Genomic DNA, 15,826 nt, shown 5'->3' on the forward strand with positions numbered 1-15,826 from the left:
TATTTTTAAAATTCATTATAAAAATGGAGAAATCTTTTTCTATTCAAGACTCTCATTCAATATGAGAAAAAACAAATTATCATTATAAATCAATATATTCATAAATCATAACAGTCATCAATTATGATGTTATAATTTCTCAAAAATAAGAGTTTTTTATAGACTTATAGACTGCTAAGATAACTTCTCTCATAAAATAGAAATTTTATTTCATTTGCAAATGAGCTACAATCAATACATTCAGAGTACTTAAAAGTTCTTCATCAAACAAACCAATGTATTAAGATTTATCTCATGTTTTTCTTTCTCTGTATCTCACCCATCCAATACACTGTATAAAACATATTACTGATGAAGAAATACACTGTATTTTCAAGATCATAAAATTTCTTATTCTTTTGCGTTCATAACAACCAAAACATCAACATTTTTTATAACAAAAAAATGGTTTGGAATCACAATGGCTCCTTTTATCTTCATATGAGAAAATCAGTCTCCATGTTACGCATTCCAACGTAGTAATATTCTTTTACAGTATCTTTGGAAAATTGCCGCTTATTGCTGCCCTTGTTATCAACCAATAACGATATATCAATGGCAAAGTTGCACTCTCTTGAAAAATTGCTGCCCCCAGCTGTATAGCTTTTTGAAGAGAAGCCGGTACAATGACCAATGGAAGAAAAGCTGGCTTAAGAATTCTAGGTAAAGTACAAGAATACTCGTAAAATTGGGTATAATGATCGCGTGATAATGCTACCATAGCTTCAACAATACGACCCTTTTGTTGATCACTGAGACGATGAGATTCCAAATCTTCCCTATTCACTCCTACAGCCTTTAATATATCAGTAGGTAAATAATATTGATATCGTGATTGCATGAATGATAAAAGACGCAATACACCGCTTAATCCTTGAGAAATCCCTCCATGTTCATAGATATCTGTAAACTCTTGTGCAGTTTCAGGATCTAATATCTGACAAGAAAGCTGTAAAATTATGCCTGCTGTCTCACCACAATAATGCTCTAGATCATGAAGTGTTTCTATTGGATTGTGATAAAGATCTAAAATTTGCGCATCACAATAACGTAAAAAAGCTGTCTTAGGTAAATTAAAAAGAGTCATTGCTTTTAATAAATCATTCAAAATCGGATTGTTTCCACTCGTTTGCATTTCACCATGAGCAATAGTATCATACCACCAACGTAACCGTATTTCTCCTATGAGTGGATCATGTACACTTTCGCGGATACGAGAAACTTCAGCATTAAATACATAAAGAGCAGCCAATGCTTGGCGCTTTTTTTTAGGTGCAAATAAAACTGATATATAGCGATCACGATCTATGGTACGTAAAATATCAAGACAATAAGGAAGAGAGCCTATCATTCTATGAACCTATTAACATCCCTTTTTTAGCAATTAAATTAATATCCTCTTTTTATTCATATTAAAAAATGAAGGATAAGCAAATACAGTTCAGAAAATAAGATTTTTAAATGTGTCTCTTAACTGTATTGTGAATTAAAGTTTCTTTTCTAGTCACTTTTCGTTTTAGAAAGAAAAAAATTAAATAAATAATTTTTCTGATAAAACTTATCTTATAGGACTTCAAGTTTTCATTTGCAGTAAAAAAGCTAAAAAACAATCGTAACATGCATAGTAAAACTTGAACAACAAACAACGAAAAACACTTTTTCAGTGGATAGATGACAATGTTATTTTATAAAAATGCACTAATCATAAAAACTTCATCAACTCATTGACCTCCTCCCCATCCTAAAAGACAAAGGTTCTTACCAACACCAATTTGTAAAAAGTCCAATTGCTCTCGGTGAGTTTCTGTTACTATCAATACATTGATTTATAATCATAATTTGTTGTTTTGTATGTTAAATTAGAATCCCAAATATCGTAGATATGCTTTCATTTCAAACCAATTCCATGTTAAATTAATAAAAACCATTCCCTTGCACGTCCCAAGCGTAACTGGCTTGTAGGTAACAACTGTATAAGAAAGAATTAAAAATGCCTCTTATGAACTGTCTCAAGTGCCAAGAGTTGATCACTCATGTGATTCATTAGGAACGACGAGCAAGCTTTGTCCTAAATACTTGCCGCTGTATTTAAAAACACTTTTGTATTTAAAAACACTTTAATATGTTAAGTTATGTATATTCTATACCCTTATATCACCGCCTTAAACGACGGTACTTTACGGCGCAGAAAAATAATCGCACAAGTCTTTCATACTAGACGAGAGCATTTGTTTTATTAAACAATACTCTATTCTACCGCAAATAATAACGCCGCAACAGCGCGATCTTCAGCCAATAAAACATTAAATGTACGCACCGCCGCTCCCGTACTCATTGTATCTGATGAAATACGTTTTTCCCCTAAAAGCACCCGTAACTCTTCAGGTAATCGTAATAATTCAATTCCAGTACCTATTAATAAAACTTCGATTTCAGAAGCTTCTTCTAAAATACGAGATATATCCCCTTGAGTGGGAATAGGCTCTGCCATGTCAATGCCATAAATACCTGATGGTACACAAATAATAGAACCTCTATGAGACATATCAGCAAAACGAAACCCACCATTTCCATAAGCATCAATAGGTGCGCGACTTGGAAAATGTGCTTCACGAATTTGAATTGCATCGAACATGAATAAGCACCTTTTATTTTTGAATAATCCAATTGTCTTTGCTACTTCTCACCATAAAAATTAAAGTAAGGCTGATATAAACATTGATATGTTAACCATAACCTAGTACTGAAGTGAAAATTTTTATATAATACCCTAATCTTCTCATACAACAAATATAGGAAAATTTGGTAATAAATCGCGATAAATTGCTATACCTGCTTCAATAAATCTATCTTTTAAAAAGTTTCCTCAGCTTATTTACTCACAAATTTCTTTTTATAAAAACAATGATCTTATTTAAAAAACAGAAAAAAATTGCGTAATATTCTATAAATAAAGCAACTATTTTAATAATCTAAAGAAAACCAAAACCCCATTTTCTGTAGCCACTATAAAGCCCCTTTTCCAATGAAATTGTCTTGATCTTGCCAAGCTTTTTACAAAAATGCTTAAAAAATGTAATAAACTGCTATTACACCTTAAGATGCATTTTCCTTTGATATAGCTTTTTTCTCTTTAGAGATACTCATATCTTCTTTTGTTGTCGTTTTAGATTTAGACTTTTGTGGTGTTTTTGCTTTAGCATTAAGTTTTGATTTTTTTTCTGCAATCGGCTCACCTTTAACGCGCACATCAGCTAATGTTGAGCGAATAACACGAATATTTATACTCTCACCAATTTCAACCTCTAATTCACCACTCTCGTCGTGAACCTTCGTAACCTTGCCGATAATACCACCACCCGTTATAACTGTATCACCACGACGTACTGCATTAAGCATTTCTTGGCGTTTTTTCATTTGGGCACGCTGTGGACGAATCATAAAAAAATACATAATTGCAAAAATTAAAATGAATGGGACAGCGTTAGCAAATGAAATTCCACCGGAAACATCGCCTGCAACTTGAGCATAAGCGTTCGTAATAAACATTTTTATCTCCTATAGTTAAACCTCAGGTATTTCCCACTCTATTAAAATGAAATTCCGATACAGAAAAAATTCCTAAAGAATTTATCATAAAAAGCAATAACTACATAATCTAATCACAGCTTTACAAAAATACAATAAATCCTTAAGAGGCAGAATACCAAAATATAATGAGAAAAATCTTAAAAAATAGATTCACTTTCCCCTATTGTATATCCTACAATATAAATCTTTTCACTAACTCAATAAATTATACAAGATAATTTTTCTAATGAACAAACTTTAATTTATATAGATAATTTATCGTTTTTGATATCGAACGACAGATCTAAATACAATAAAACGCTCTTATTTCAAACCTTCTGAATTAATCAAAACGATTTTGTTGCACGTCACACATATGAAATGAGCCTGTAGATAAAAACTTTTTAAGAAGGCGTGAAATTTTTTTTCATGCTTCTCTCAAATGCAAGAGCAATTGGAATACTCAAAGCTGACAAATAGTATGATACTATTTCTTACACTTTCATAAATACAAAGATGGTAATATCTAACGCCCCCCACGAACTACTCTCCTGAAACCAATGATTTTTTGCTGCTATGTTATTGATTTAAGAAAATCAATTGTTTTTCATGAATTTTCTATAAACTGTAAGACTATTCAAATGTAAAAGTCATCAATAAATTAGTTTTCTAAATATTTAAGGGGATCAACAGGTAATGAATTCTTACGCATCTCAAAATAGACACGTGGCGTTTTAACATTTCCTGAAACACCAGATTTAGCAATCTCATCACCGCGCCTTATCCTTTGTCCTTTGTTAACAACAAGCTTACTATTACATCCATAAATAGTGATAATATCATTTTCATGTCGAATCATCACAACATTACCAAGCTCTTTTAATCCATCTCCCGCGTAAATAACCACACCATTTTCTGCCGCCTTTACCGAAGACCCTTCAGGCACTGCAATATCTATTCCTCGATTCATTACTGTTCCCTTTTTTTGACCGAACTGGCTTAATAAACGCCCTCGTACTGGCCAACGCATCTTAGAAATTCCTGTGGCTTGCGGAGTCGTCATATTATCTGTATTCGTAACAGTACTTGACAAACCAGTCTCATGTTTCAATTGCGTCATCTGTTTAGAAAAATTTTTCTCAGAACTTGATTTGTTCATCTTTGCAGAGGGTGGCGTTGTTACAGGAGCTTTATATATAGGAGAGGACTTCTTGTTTTTTATAGAGGACATCACTTGAGATTGGGATGTAGATTCTGTAGTTGACACTGCCCAATCGTTATTATTGTGTGCATTTGAAGCTGATAATGTACGCCTGCTTGGAACAACCAGTACCTGACCGATATAAATGGAATTGCTGTTTATACCATTTGCTAATTTTAATGCCTCAACACTAACCCCTACTTGTCGTGCAATACTGAGCAGTGTATCTCCACTCTGGACAATATAAGAATTCCGCCGAAAAATAGGAGATTTATCCATTTGTGAACGAGAAAGTGTTCCAAGATTACGTGGAGGGGAGCCCATAACGCGACCATCAGAAGAAGTTATCCTATCTTGATGTGGAAAATTATAGGGAGAATTGTCATCTCCCCACGAATCATCACCTGATTCCACAGGTGGCAATTCAGTGCTTTGTATCATACCACTACCGTATGATAGCATTCGCGGATCTGTATACATAGTGCTTGATATATTTGATTGAGATGATACCGTACGATGAGAGAACGTATTGGAAAAACGCTGTGTACCAGAACTACAACCAGCAACAATAGTTACCACCGCTAACAAAGTTATTCTCTGAAAATTATGCTGGAAAATATTATCCAAAGCTTTTAGATACATCGTTTTGCTCACTCATCAATAATCAACTCACTCCATTAAAGCTTTTTTAAATTACCGAAGAGTTAAAATGAGATGTTTTATTCATAAATATCTTTATATAAGATCAAAATGAATTTAACGTAGACAATTTGCAGAAACTTCTTAGCTTTTAAAAATTAAAGTATCTCCGCAATGCCTTTAATAAAAGGTTGGTAACGCACTTGGAACAGTTCTAAACACTCAAATCGACTACCAATTTTTGTATAGCGCGTCACCGTTTGTACCCCTTCGTCAGGTCCTATCGCCTGAATGAGAATTCCATTTTCAGCTAAAAGTTCTAAAAATTCCTTTGGTTCATCAAAACGTGATGGCCAAATAAGAATGCGATCAAATGATCCTAAGCCTGTCACACTATGACTTCCATCAATCTGCCTTATAACAATATTTTCAATTCCTAAAGTTTGAAATTTTTGGCGTGCTAAATCAACAAGCGTTTTATAACGATCAATCGTTGTCACGCGGTCACTCAGACATGCCATAAGAGCAGTACAAAAACCAGATCCTGTACCAATTTCTAAGACACGATGCCTTTTTTTCAACGATAATGCCGAAAGAATTAAGAGTTGTTCTTCCAAACGTTCCATATATTCACCACACTCAAGGGGAATAACTTTATTATCATAAGCACTATTGAACCAAGGAGCAGCAACAAACTGTTGACGCGGAATTTTCTCTAATGCCGAAAAAAATCGCACGTCATCAATGCCTTTGCTACGCATTTTCAGTACAAGAGCGGCTAACTCCTCACGAAATTGTAAAATACCCTTTTGCCCCATAGTATCATTCAATCTCCAATGGAGGTACACTTTTATCATACTGACAAACTGCTTCTTTTAAAATGGCAAAAACTTGCGTCTGTGTATCATCACCTCTTGGCAATAAACGCATATTGTCTCTCCTTTCGTAAAATTAAGCAGTAATACAGCGCATGCCTCCCATATAAGGTTGTAAAACATCTGGAATAATAATTGATCCATCAGCCTGTTGATAATTTTCAAGTACGGCAATAAGACAACGTCCAACAGCCGTACCAGAACCATTAAGGCTATGAACAAAATGCAATTTTTTATCGCCTTCTTTACGATAGCGCGCATTCATACGACGACCTTGAAAATCTCCACAAACTGAACAGCTAGAAATTTCACGATAACATTCTTGACCAGGAAGCCAAACCTCGATGTCATAGGTTTTACGCGCTGCAAACCCCATATCACCCGTAGAAAGAACCACTGTGCGAAAAGGCAAACCAAGCCGTTTTAATATATCTTCTGCACATTCCGTCATACGTTCTAATTCAATTAAAGACTGCTCTTCACTGGTAATCGAGACCATTTCAACTTTCCAAAATTGATGCTGACGCAACATACCGCGCGTATCACGACCGGCTGCTCCCGCCTCTGAACGAAAACAGGGAGATAAAGAAGAAAATCGCAGTGGTAAATCTGATATTTCAAGAATTTCATCGTTGACCAAATTGGTTAATGGCACTTCTGCTGTGGAAATAAGCCATCGACCATCTGTTGTACGAAAAAGGTCTTCAGCAAATTTCGGTAATTGTGCTGCTCCGTAAACAATTTCATCACGAACAAGAAGAGGTATTGAGACTTCTGTGTAACCATTCTCATTGACATGCACATCAAGCATAAACTGGCCTAATGCTCGTTCTAGCCGTGCTAATGCCCCTGAAAGTACTGTAAAACGTGTTCCAGACAAACGACTAGCTCGTTCAAAATTCATCTGCTTGAGATCTTGACCAAGATCAAAATGTTCCTTTGGTGTAAAATTAAATGTTGGAGGTGTACCAAAATGTCGAATGACGACATTATCACTTTCATCTTTACCTTCTGGAACATCATCTAATGGAATATTTGGAAGTGCTGAAAGAATTTTCTCAAGACTCTCCGTCAGCTGTTTTTCTTCCACTGTTGCAGAGGAAAGAAAAGCTTTAATCTCTTCAACTTCAGCTCTAAGACGTTCAGCCATTTGCTGATCCGATACCGCTAAAGCCTGTCCTATTTCCTTTGAAACAGCATTGCGACATTCCTGCGCCAATTGCACCTTAGCAATATGCGACCGACGTGCAAGATCAAGTTGTATTAACCTTTCAGCTTGTGGCTCAAGACCTCTACTTACGAGTGCTTTATCTAATTTCTCAGGATTGTCACGAATCCACTTAATATCAAGCATAAAAATTCCTCATTATATTGTTTTATTCATTCCTTATCGCATAAGATTATACACTTTTCTTAAGCGGATTTTCTTCTCTTTTCTATACTGTAAGCAATTAAAATTGAAATCTCGTAAAGTGCTATCGTTGGTAAAGCCACTGCAAACATCGTAAAAAAATCCGACGGCGTTATGATTGCCGCAATAATAAAAGAGAGCAAAATAGCCCATTTTCGTTTAGACGCCAAATCATAAGACGTTAAAAATCCAATTTTTGTTAAAAGACTGATGACAAGAGGTAATTGAAAAATCAAACCAAAAATTAGGATAAATGATGTCATAAAGCCCAAATAATCAGAAATACGCACTATAAACTCTATTTTTAAATGAACATCTGGAAGAAATTGTTGAGAAAGGCTAAACCATAGTATTATTGGCGCTAATAGACCATAAACAAACGCTCCCCCAATACAAAATAAAATAGGCCCCCCAATGAGAAATGGTAAAAAAGCCATCCGCTCATTTTTATAAAGCCCTGGTGCAATAAAACTATAAAACTGAAAAGCCGTATAGGGAAAAGATAAAATAATTCCCCCAAAAGCAGAAAGCTTCATCTTCGTTAAAAAAGTTTCCCATACTTGCGTTGATTGCAAACGAATACCCTCAGGATTACCCCCTGCTATTTTCATTGCCCACTGATATGGCCATAGTAAAAAATTTAAGATATAATCTTTAACAAGAAAACACATCATAAAAGCGATCATAAATGCAACCAAGGCAGCAATAATTCGCTGACGAAGTTCAATTAAATGTTCTAAAAGTGGTGCCATATGGGCATCAACTTCATCTTTCTTAACATTCATGACATATCTTCTTTATCTTTAGAAGCAATAGATACTGTCGTATCTTTATTGGTTACGTTTTGATCGCATTCCAAAATTTCTTTATCTTTTTTTGATTTATGGTGTGTTGCCTTAACATCCAAATTATCGTGGATATCTTCTAATGTATTTTGAATGGGATCAAAAGTCTCTGTCAACTTCTTACTTGAATCGCTAATATTCGAACATGTTTTTTGCAAAGCATCGAGCTCGATTTGTCTTATTGCATCATCAAACTGATGACGCAATTCATTTGCTGTTGAACACATACGAGCTCTTACCTTTGCTACTGTTTTTAATATTTTAGGTAAATCTTTCGGTCCAACGACAATGATGAGAACAAGTAAGATTACGATAAACTCTGGTCCATCAATCCCAAACATCTCTTAATTCGACTTTCTCATCAAAAAATAATGCACAATGATGATTGCGTTTTTGTTACTGTTTTTTAGCAACAGATGTTTTGCTTTTTTTAGAAGCAGAAGAAACCTTTCTGCGCGCTGTTGCATGTTTTACCGATAACGGCTGAGATTGTTGAGATTCTACATCAATTATTTGGGAAGTAGGAGCCATTTCAACTTTATCCTCAATGCTGTCATCTTCTTCCTTCATATTTTTTTTGAAGGCTTTAATTCCCTTAGCAACATCGCCCATTAATTCAGAAATTTTACCGCGACCGAAAAGCACAAAGATAATCAATAAAATTATAATTAAATGCGTTGGTGAAAAAATATTACCCATTACTCTCTCTAACTTATGCTTTTAAATTTGATTTCATTTATTCATGCTTCCTCTGAAGAATGTATCAAAATAATATCTTACTTGTATATTTTCTTCTTAACTTAAAAACAATTACACGCTTTTATTGCAAAAGAACTTTTTATCCTCTCATCCCTTTTTAGCGTACTATAACACAAACCATTCAACAATGATAAACCGCCTCATACAAAATTCAAAACACTTAAAAACTTTTCTAAAATAACTTCATCTGATCTCCTAGGTTACTCATCTTCCTGTAAATACTATAGCTAATGTCTCTCCTTTTACACAATGTTTTACGTATCATTACAAACATTTCCGTCAAATTATCCTTTACTGATAAAGATCATAACATGTTGTAAAATACTTTACGTATTCAATTAAAAAATTCAGAAAGAAAAATCTCTAAAAAACTTTCTTAACACATCATCAGTCTCTTCAAAAACTATCATCTTACGCACAACATTTATTCTTTGCGTTGGGGTAGGAATTTTATCATTCATTATTCTATGTACAATACGAAATATGAGCCATCATCGCGTTCAGTTAAATATCTGGCGTGTAAATAAAAACTATTAGCGGAAAGAGTAAAAATGCACTTTATGAACTAACTCAAGTACCAAGAAGTATGGCAATACTGCTAAAAAATAAAAAGGTACCAGCTTGCGCCTTTATTCAGAAAATACCTCCATATAACCAGCTCTCTAAGCCACTGTATGCTCTAACTATTACAAGTCTCCGGATTCTGGGCATGCGTTCTCATAATATCATGTGTTTAACCTATCTCAGTATTGAAAACAGAATGGGCATGAATAGAAAATTACATTCAATCAAAAGCATGGTATCGAAGCATAATCCATATAAGAAAGAATTTCTTATCCTAGCCTTTTTTATAAGATTACCTCATAAAGCCGCTCGATAATATAGTGTTAGAGATAGATAAACCTATTTACTTTAGTTTAAAATTCCTCATTTTTATTGAGATCGCTTGCAGAGCACATATCAATTTTCAAAAGTTTTATTTTAGCATCATACACAATAACCTAGCTATTTAGCGTGTATAATGTAAAGCTTTGGCTCTGCTTAAAGCAATGAGATTCATTCACACTTTTACAAAAATCTATCACTATAACACCAGCACTTTATTGCTCTATCCATAATTTTACGCTCGCTAAAAAAACTTATAAATGTAACAATGTTTTTATCAAGCATTTGAAATTCTTTAATCTTTAAACAAGAAAATTTATGAATGAATTTGAAAGATACCCTTCAATTTTTCAAAAAACTTCACTAATATTCTCGTTAATTGAGTGTTTTTTATAGTCTTCCTAGAAGAGTCCGCGATCATAAAGAAAAATCTCTTACAACATAAATATCTCTATTGAAATGTTTGATCTCTTCTTGTCTATCTTTCATATAAAAAATTTAAAATTTTAACGATTAATCTCATAATATAAAAATAGCCTTGTGAATAAATGCTCCGATGACATTAATATTTTTTCTGTAGTGTATAATGTGGGAGTGAGGGTATTGTTTGATTTCTATAAGAATATTTTTATGGATATCAATTCTATTATTCTATGCTAATAATCCGGTACAGTTATACATATGATAGAGTTTACTCCATGAATTATCGGCATATTTATCATGCTGGCAATTTTGCTGATGTTTTTAAACACATTATTGTCACTCGCATTGTAGAATATCTCAAACGCAAAGAAAAAGCTTTTCGCGTTATAGATACGCATGCTGGAATCGGTATTTATGACCTTTCTTCTTTAGAAGCACATAAAACAGGAGAGTGTCGCGAAGGTGTCCAACGACTTTTTTCAACTCCTATCCCAGAAGATTTAAGAACACTCCTTTGTCCATGGTGTGATATCATTGATGCCCTCAATAAAGGGGAAAAAGAAATTGTATTTTATCCTGGATCTCCTGTTCTTATTCGTCAATTATTACGGAAACAAGATCGCCTCACCGCAATAGAATTGCACAATGAAGATTATCATATTTTAGCAAAAAACTTTGCAGGAGATTATCAGACAAAAGTTCTGCATTTAGATGGTTGGCTTTCCTTAAATGCTCATGTACCACCAAAAGAAAAACGTGGGTTTATCCTTGTTGACCCTCCCTTTGAAAAAACTGGAGAGTTTTCCCGCCTTATTGATGGATTAACGAAAGCCTATCGTCGCTTTTCTGGAGGAATCTACGCTTTATGGTATCCTGTTAAATATGACAAAGAAATTGAAAGTTTTCTTCACGCGCTTTATCAAACCGGAATTCCTAAGATTCTACAGCTTGAAATGCGTATCCGAAAAAGTTCAAGTCCACCGACAATGAATGGAAGTGGTATGATTATTATTAACCCTCCCTACCTTTTGGAAGAAGAAATGAAAAAACTCAGCCCCTTTCTTATCAACCGTCTGGGACAAGATGAAAATGCCCAAATAACGCATAAGTGGCTTCAAAAAGAACATCTATTATGTTAGACTTTTCTCTATATTTTTTCTAAATCAAATATCATGTTGTAAAATACAAAGGCATTAAATGATAAAGTTCTTTGATTCTTTGGATAATACCAACATATTATAATGGTAAGCTAATAACGATCAGCGTGAATTAATTTTTTTCCTTTTAGAAAGTCTATCCTCTTAATCATCATGAATTTCCTATTCAATCATTTTAATGGATAAATTAGGCAAATTCATAAAGCTGTCTTAGAATAACAACTCTCATGTTTTTTATGAAAGATCGGCTCTCTAAAATCATACTCTTATGCTATAAGATATTATTTATAGAAAAAAATTATAAAGACATAAATAATCATTATTTAATAAAAAAGAATATTTCATACATTAAACGAACAACATATTTGTAATAAACGGAATGGTCCTGAAAAGTAATACAAATTGTCCGCAAAATGAACGGGAAAAACTTTCTTTTCTCTCTAATATTACATGGCATAATGCTAATCAAAGCAATGAGAAAAATCAATTCCAAGGTATCAAGTTCATACAAGAGTTTGTTAGACACCTTCCGCATAAGCCAGGGGTTTACCGGATGATTGGTGAAAATGGTGATATTCTCTATGTTGGCAAAGCCCGTAATCTCAAAAAACGTGTTTCAAACTATACACGTGAACAAGGACACAATAATCGTATTACCCGCATGATTCGTGCAACATATCATATGGAATTTATCGTCACCCATACAGAAACAGAAGCACTCCTTTTAGAAGCCAATCTCATCAAAAGATTGCATCCACATTTTAATGTACTCCTACGTGATGATAAAAGTTTTCCTTATATTATGATTACAGATGATCATCGAGTGCCTGCACTTTACAAACATCGTGGTGCTCGAATACGAAAAGCTCACTATTTTGGTCCTTTTGCTTCTGCTGGTGCAGTGACACAAACAGTTCATGTTTTACAACGCGTCTTTTTATTACGAACCTGTACTGATTCAGTTTTTGAAAACCGTACACGCCCCTGCTTGCTTTATCAAATTAAGCGATGTTCTGCACCTTGTACTCATGAAATTAGTGACAGTGATTATAAAGAACTGGTGAAAGGAGCAAAAGCGTTCCTTTCGGGAAAAGATCAATCTATTAAAAGCGATATGGTTCAAGCTATGCATAAAGCCGCTGAAAATCTCGATTTTGAACAAGCAGCTTCCTATCGTGACCGCTTATCAGCCCTTTCTCACATACAAAGCCATCAAGGTATTAATCCTCAAACGATAAAAGAAGCGGATGTATTTGCAATTGCGCAAAAAGAAGGAATGACCTGTATTCAAGTGTTCTTTTTTCGCATGGGGCAAAATTGGGGAAACCGTGCCTATTTTCCTAAAGCAGATCCCTCTTTTTCCCGCACTGAAATTTTAGCGAGTTTTCTTGCCCAATTTTACGATGATAAACCACTTCCTAAAAGCATCCTTTTATCTGAAGAAATTGAAGAAAAGACACTTCTTACAGAGGCATTTAGTCTCAAAGCAAATCACAAAGTGTCCCTCTCTTTACCTAAACAAGGTGAACGAAAAACTCTTGTTAATCGTGCCTATCTCAATGCTCATGAAGCACTTGAACATAAGCTTTCTGAAACAGCCACCCATACAAAATTGCTTCAAGGTCTTGCTAAAACATTCCAACTACCTGTTCCTCCACGCCGGATAGAAGTCTATGACAATTCTCATATCATGGGAACAAATGCTGTAGGGGCTATGATTGTTGCTGGTCAAATGGGATTTATTAAAAATCAATATCGAAAATTCAACATTCGCTCAACAGATATCACGCCTGGCGATGATTTTGGCATGATGAAAGAAGTGATTAAACGAAGATTTTCACGCCTTATCAAAGAGTATGATCTGCCAAATAGAAGTCATGACATAAAAGATGATGATCTTTTTCCCATTTGGCCTGACCTTATCTTAATCGATGGTGGTGAAGGACAAATCAACAGCGTACATGCAATACTTGCTGAATTACAATTAAATGATCTCTTCACAGTTGTTGGAATCGCCAAAGGTGTTGACCGTCATGCGGGACGTGAACGATTTTTTATAAAAGGTATCCCCCCCTTTACACTTCCTCCACGTGATCCTATCCTCTATTTTTTGCAACGTCTGCGTGATGAAGCACACCGTTTTGCGATTGGAACTCATAGGATAAAACGAAAAAAAGCAACATTCAAAAACCCACTTGATGAAATCGAAAATATCGGTCCGACAAGAAAGCGTGCATTGCTTCATCATTTTGGAAGTGCCAAAGCTGTTGCTAGTGCCTCATTTGAAGATTTAAAAAAAGTTACGGGAATTTCTATGACAATTGCACAAAAAATTCATAACCATTTTCATGAAAAATAGGCTTGTTTCATAACCTTCGACTTGTTACGTTAAGGAAATATATTCTCTTTCACAAGAATTAAAAATGGCTCCATGAAAAATCATACTTTTTCTTTTCCAAATATTTTAACTTATGCACGAATTGTTGCAGTCCCAATGGTTGTTGCATGCTTTTTTTTAGAAGGGCGACTACAATCAAGTGATATCACTCGCTGGATTGCTGTTTCCATTTTTATCGTTGCATCCATTACTGACTTTCTTGACGGTTACCTTGCTCGTATTTGGGAACAAACATCCAATATTGGTCGCATGTTAGATCCAATTGCCGATAAACTTCTCGTCTCTGCTTGTTTGCTCTTGCTTGCCGCAGACAGTACCATCGCTGGGTGGACACTATGGGCAGCTATTATCATTCTTTGCAGAGAAATTCTTGTATCAGGATTACGTGAATATTTGGCTGAGTTAAAAGTTAGTGTTCCTGTCTCTCGTCTTGCAAAATGGAAAACTTTTGTACAGATGATCGCTATTGTATTTCTTTTAGCTGGACCAGCCGGTAATAAAATTTTCCCTTACACAGTAGAGTTTGGCATTACTATGCTGTGGATTTCTGCCCTCCTTACATTGTGGACAGGGTGGGATTATTTTCGTGCAGGTTTAAAACACGTTATCCTATGAAGAGTATGGAGATTTATAATGATAATTTATCTTTTTGTACTTAAATAAGAGATGAGGATAGCATAAGATTGATTTATTTTTATTAATGATAAATCAATCAAACACTTTTTTGCACATTACAAGTAAGGGTGGTATATAGATAAAAGCTCTTCAAAAAAGAGTAAATAGGCTTTATATTTTCGTAAAAGCAGCTGTAATATTAAAAGCTAAAAAACAATTAATGCTCCATATGCTTTCAAAAAAGTCTATAATCTTATAAGCAAAAAACCGAAATATAGTGTTTCGGATTTTTGCTTCTTATATACGCTTTATTATTATAAACGCTTTATTAACCAACAATTTCTATCTCAGAAAACCAAAAGGCGATTTCTGTTTTTGCCGTTTCAGCACTATCGGATCCATGGACAGAATTTTCGCCAATCGATAAAGCATGAACCTTACGAATTGTCCCTTCTTCTGCATCACTAGGATTCGTAGCCCCCATTACTTCACGGTTTTTAGCTATTGCATTTTCGCCTTCCAAAACTTGTACAACGGTTGGACCAGAAGACATGAATTCAACCAATTCACTAAAAAAAGGGCGTTCTTTATGAATAGCATAAAATTTTTCAGCCTCACGTTTGCTCATCCAAACACGTTTAGACGCAATAACACGTAGCTCCGCATCCTCAAGCATTTTAGTAATTGCGCCAGTCAAATTACGACGGGTTGCATCTGGTTTAATCATCGAAAAAGTACGCTCTAAAGCCATTTACTCACCTTTATTTCATTTATAACATTCTCTGACTGTTTCTATAGCGAGCAAGGAGCCCTTTGCCAAGTGACTCTGCAAAAATCTACACAAATTCTCAAAATATAGAATGAATTATAAAGAAAACTTTAATAAAAATACCTGCAATCGCTCATCCCATCATAAAGATGCGCTACCGACTCTCAATAAATATTGAACCTTCTTTCATAATCTTAAATGCTTCCCATCAAAATTATCATTTAAGCAATAAAAAGTCAT

The 15,826-nt window shown here is 34.5% G+C and carries 13 protein-coding genes; 3 read left to right on the top strand and 10 right to left on the bottom strand.

The features are described from left to right. Window positions 1–529 precede the first annotated feature (529 nt). From ACFIJZ_RS06645 to tatA, 9 genes are all read right to left on the bottom strand, one after another. Window positions 530–1,390 (bottom strand): phytoene/squalene synthase family protein, encoded by an 861-nt coding sequence (locus ACFIJZ_RS06645; RefSeq protein ID WP_375631364.1) that lies wholly within the window; start codon window positions 1,388–1,390, stop codon window positions 530–532. Between the two features lie 897 nt (window positions 1,391–2,287). Continuing rightward, the gene (locus ACFIJZ_RS06650; protein WP_375631365.1) at window positions 2,288–2,674 is read right to left on the bottom strand and encodes an Mth938-like domain-containing protein; all 387 of its coding nucleotides are present in this window, start codon (window positions 2,672–2,674) and stop codon (window positions 2,288–2,290) included. A 461-nt stretch (window positions 2,675–3,135) separates the two neighbouring features. Beyond that, window positions 3,136–3,588: a preprotein translocase subunit YajC gene (gene yajC, locus ACFIJZ_RS06655; RefSeq protein ID WP_375631366.1), complete on the bottom strand. Its 453-nt coding sequence runs from the start codon at window positions 3,586–3,588 to the stop codon at window positions 3,136–3,138. 682 nt (window positions 3,589–4,270) lie between these two features. Further along, complete coding sequence (locus ACFIJZ_RS06660; protein ID WP_375631367.1) at window positions 4,271–5,452, bottom strand: peptidoglycan DD-metalloendopeptidase family protein; 1,182 nt, start codon at window positions 5,450–5,452, stop codon at window positions 4,271–4,273. Between the two features lie 155 nt (window positions 5,453–5,607). Next, a complete protein-coding gene (locus ACFIJZ_RS06665; RefSeq protein ID WP_273791164.1) occupies window positions 5,608–6,267 on the bottom strand; it encodes a protein-L-isoaspartate(D-aspartate) O-methyltransferase in 660 nt (219 codons plus the stop codon). A gap of 133 nt (window positions 6,268–6,400) precedes the next feature. Beyond that, on the bottom strand, window positions 6,401–7,678 hold the full coding sequence (gene serS / locus ACFIJZ_RS06670) for a serine--tRNA ligase (RefSeq protein ID WP_375631368.1): 1,278 nt from the start codon (window positions 7,676–7,678) through the stop codon (window positions 6,401–6,403). Between the two features lie 59 nt (window positions 7,679–7,737). Continuing rightward, window positions 7,738–8,520 (bottom strand): twin-arginine translocase subunit TatC, encoded by a 783-nt coding sequence (gene tatC / locus ACFIJZ_RS06675; RefSeq protein ID WP_273791131.1) that lies wholly within the window; start codon window positions 8,518–8,520, stop codon window positions 7,738–7,740. Continuing rightward, window positions 8,517–8,921, bottom strand: coding sequence for a Sec-independent protein translocase protein TatB (tatB, locus tag ACFIJZ_RS06680; protein WP_375631369.1), 405 nt, complete (start codon window positions 8,919–8,921; stop codon window positions 8,517–8,519). Before tatB ends, tatC begins: the two co-directional genes overlap by 4 nt. Window positions 8,922–8,976: 55 nt before the next feature. Then, entirely contained in the window at window positions 8,977–9,279 is a 303-nt protein-coding gene (gene tatA, locus ACFIJZ_RS06685) for a twin-arginine translocase TatA/TatE family subunit (RefSeq protein WP_273791129.1), read from the bottom strand. Window positions 9,280–10,922: 1,643 nt separating this feature from the next. Between tatA and ACFIJZ_RS06690 the strand changes: the two genes are divergently transcribed. The 3 genes from ACFIJZ_RS06690 to pgsA all read left to right on the top strand — a co-directional run bounded on the left by ACFIJZ_RS06690 (window position 10,923) and on the right by pgsA (window position 14,817). Next, complete coding sequence (locus ACFIJZ_RS06690; RefSeq protein WP_375612916.1) at window positions 10,923–11,786, top strand: 23S rRNA (adenine(2030)-N(6))-methyltransferase RlmJ; 864 nt, start codon at window positions 10,923–10,925, stop codon at window positions 11,784–11,786. Between the two features lie 397 nt (window positions 11,787–12,183). Then, a complete protein-coding gene (gene uvrC, locus ACFIJZ_RS06695; RefSeq protein ID WP_273791127.1) occupies window positions 12,184–14,163 on the top strand; it encodes an excinuclease ABC subunit UvrC in 1,980 nt (659 codons plus the stop codon). A 72-nt stretch (window positions 14,164–14,235) separates the two neighbouring features. Then, on the top strand, window positions 14,236–14,817 hold the full coding sequence (gene pgsA / locus ACFIJZ_RS06700; RefSeq protein ID WP_273723320.1) for a CDP-diacylglycerol--glycerol-3-phosphate 3-phosphatidyltransferase: 582 nt from the start codon (window positions 14,236–14,238) through the stop codon (window positions 14,815–14,817). A 328-nt stretch (window positions 14,818–15,145) separates the two neighbouring features. Here the strand turns inward: pgsA and ndk are convergent, their stop codons facing one another. Further along, window positions 15,146–15,568 (bottom strand): nucleoside-diphosphate kinase, encoded by a 423-nt coding sequence (gene ndk / locus ACFIJZ_RS06705; RefSeq protein WP_375631370.1) that lies wholly within the window; start codon window positions 15,566–15,568, stop codon window positions 15,146–15,148. Window positions 15,569–15,826 lie beyond the last annotated feature (258 nt).

Origin of the sequence: Bartonella sp. CL70QHWL (assembly GCF_042194855.1) — a bacterium.
Taxonomy (GTDB): Bacteria; Pseudomonadota; Alphaproteobacteria; order Rhizobiales; family Rhizobiaceae; genus Bartonella.

Bases quoted from the DNA above. Each gene is read 5' to 3' on its own strand.
- tatA (WP_273791129.1), bottom strand. From the start codon at position 9,279: ATGGGTAATATTTTTTCACCAACGCATTTAATTATAATTTTATTGATT.
- pgsA (WP_273723320.1), top strand. From the start codon at position 14,236: ATGAAAAATCATACTTTTTCTTTTCCAAATATTTTAACTTATGCACGA.
- tatC (WP_273791131.1), bottom strand. From the start codon at position 8,520: ATGAATGTTAAGAAAGATGAAGTTGATGCCCATATGGCACCACTTTTA.
- ACFIJZ_RS06690 (WP_375612916.1), top strand. From the start codon at position 10,923: ATGAATTATCGGCATATTTATCATGCTGGCAATTTTGCTGATGTTTTT.
- ndk (WP_375631370.1), bottom strand. From the start codon at position 15,568: ATGGCTTTAGAGCGTACTTTTTCGATGATTAAACCAGATGCAACCCGT.
- yajC (WP_375631366.1), bottom strand. From the start codon at position 3,588: ATGTTTATTACGAACGCTTATGCTCAAGTTGCAGGCGATGTTTCCGGT.
- tatB (WP_375631369.1), bottom strand. From the start codon at position 8,921: ATGTTTGGGATTGATGGACCAGAGTTTATCGTAATCTTACTTGTTCTC.
- ACFIJZ_RS06645 (WP_375631364.1), bottom strand. From the start codon at position 1,390: ATGATAGGCTCTCTTCCTTATTGTCTTGATATTTTACGTACCATAGAT.
- ACFIJZ_RS06650 (WP_375631365.1), bottom strand. From the start codon at position 2,674: ATGTTCGATGCAATTCAAATTCGTGAAGCACATTTTCCAAGTCGCGCA.
- uvrC (WP_273791127.1), top strand. From the start codon at position 12,184: ATGGTCCTGAAAAGTAATACAAATTGTCCGCAAAATGAACGGGAAAAA.
- ACFIJZ_RS06660 (WP_375631367.1), bottom strand. From the start codon at position 5,452: ATGTATCTAAAAGCTTTGGATAATATTTTCCAGCATAATTTTCAGAGA.
- serS (WP_375631368.1), bottom strand. From the start codon at position 7,678: ATGCTTGATATTAAGTGGATTCGTGACAATCCTGAGAAATTAGATAAA.
- ACFIJZ_RS06665 (WP_273791164.1), bottom strand. From the start codon at position 6,267: ATGGGGCAAAAGGGTATTTTACAATTTCGTGAGGAGTTAGCCGCTCTT.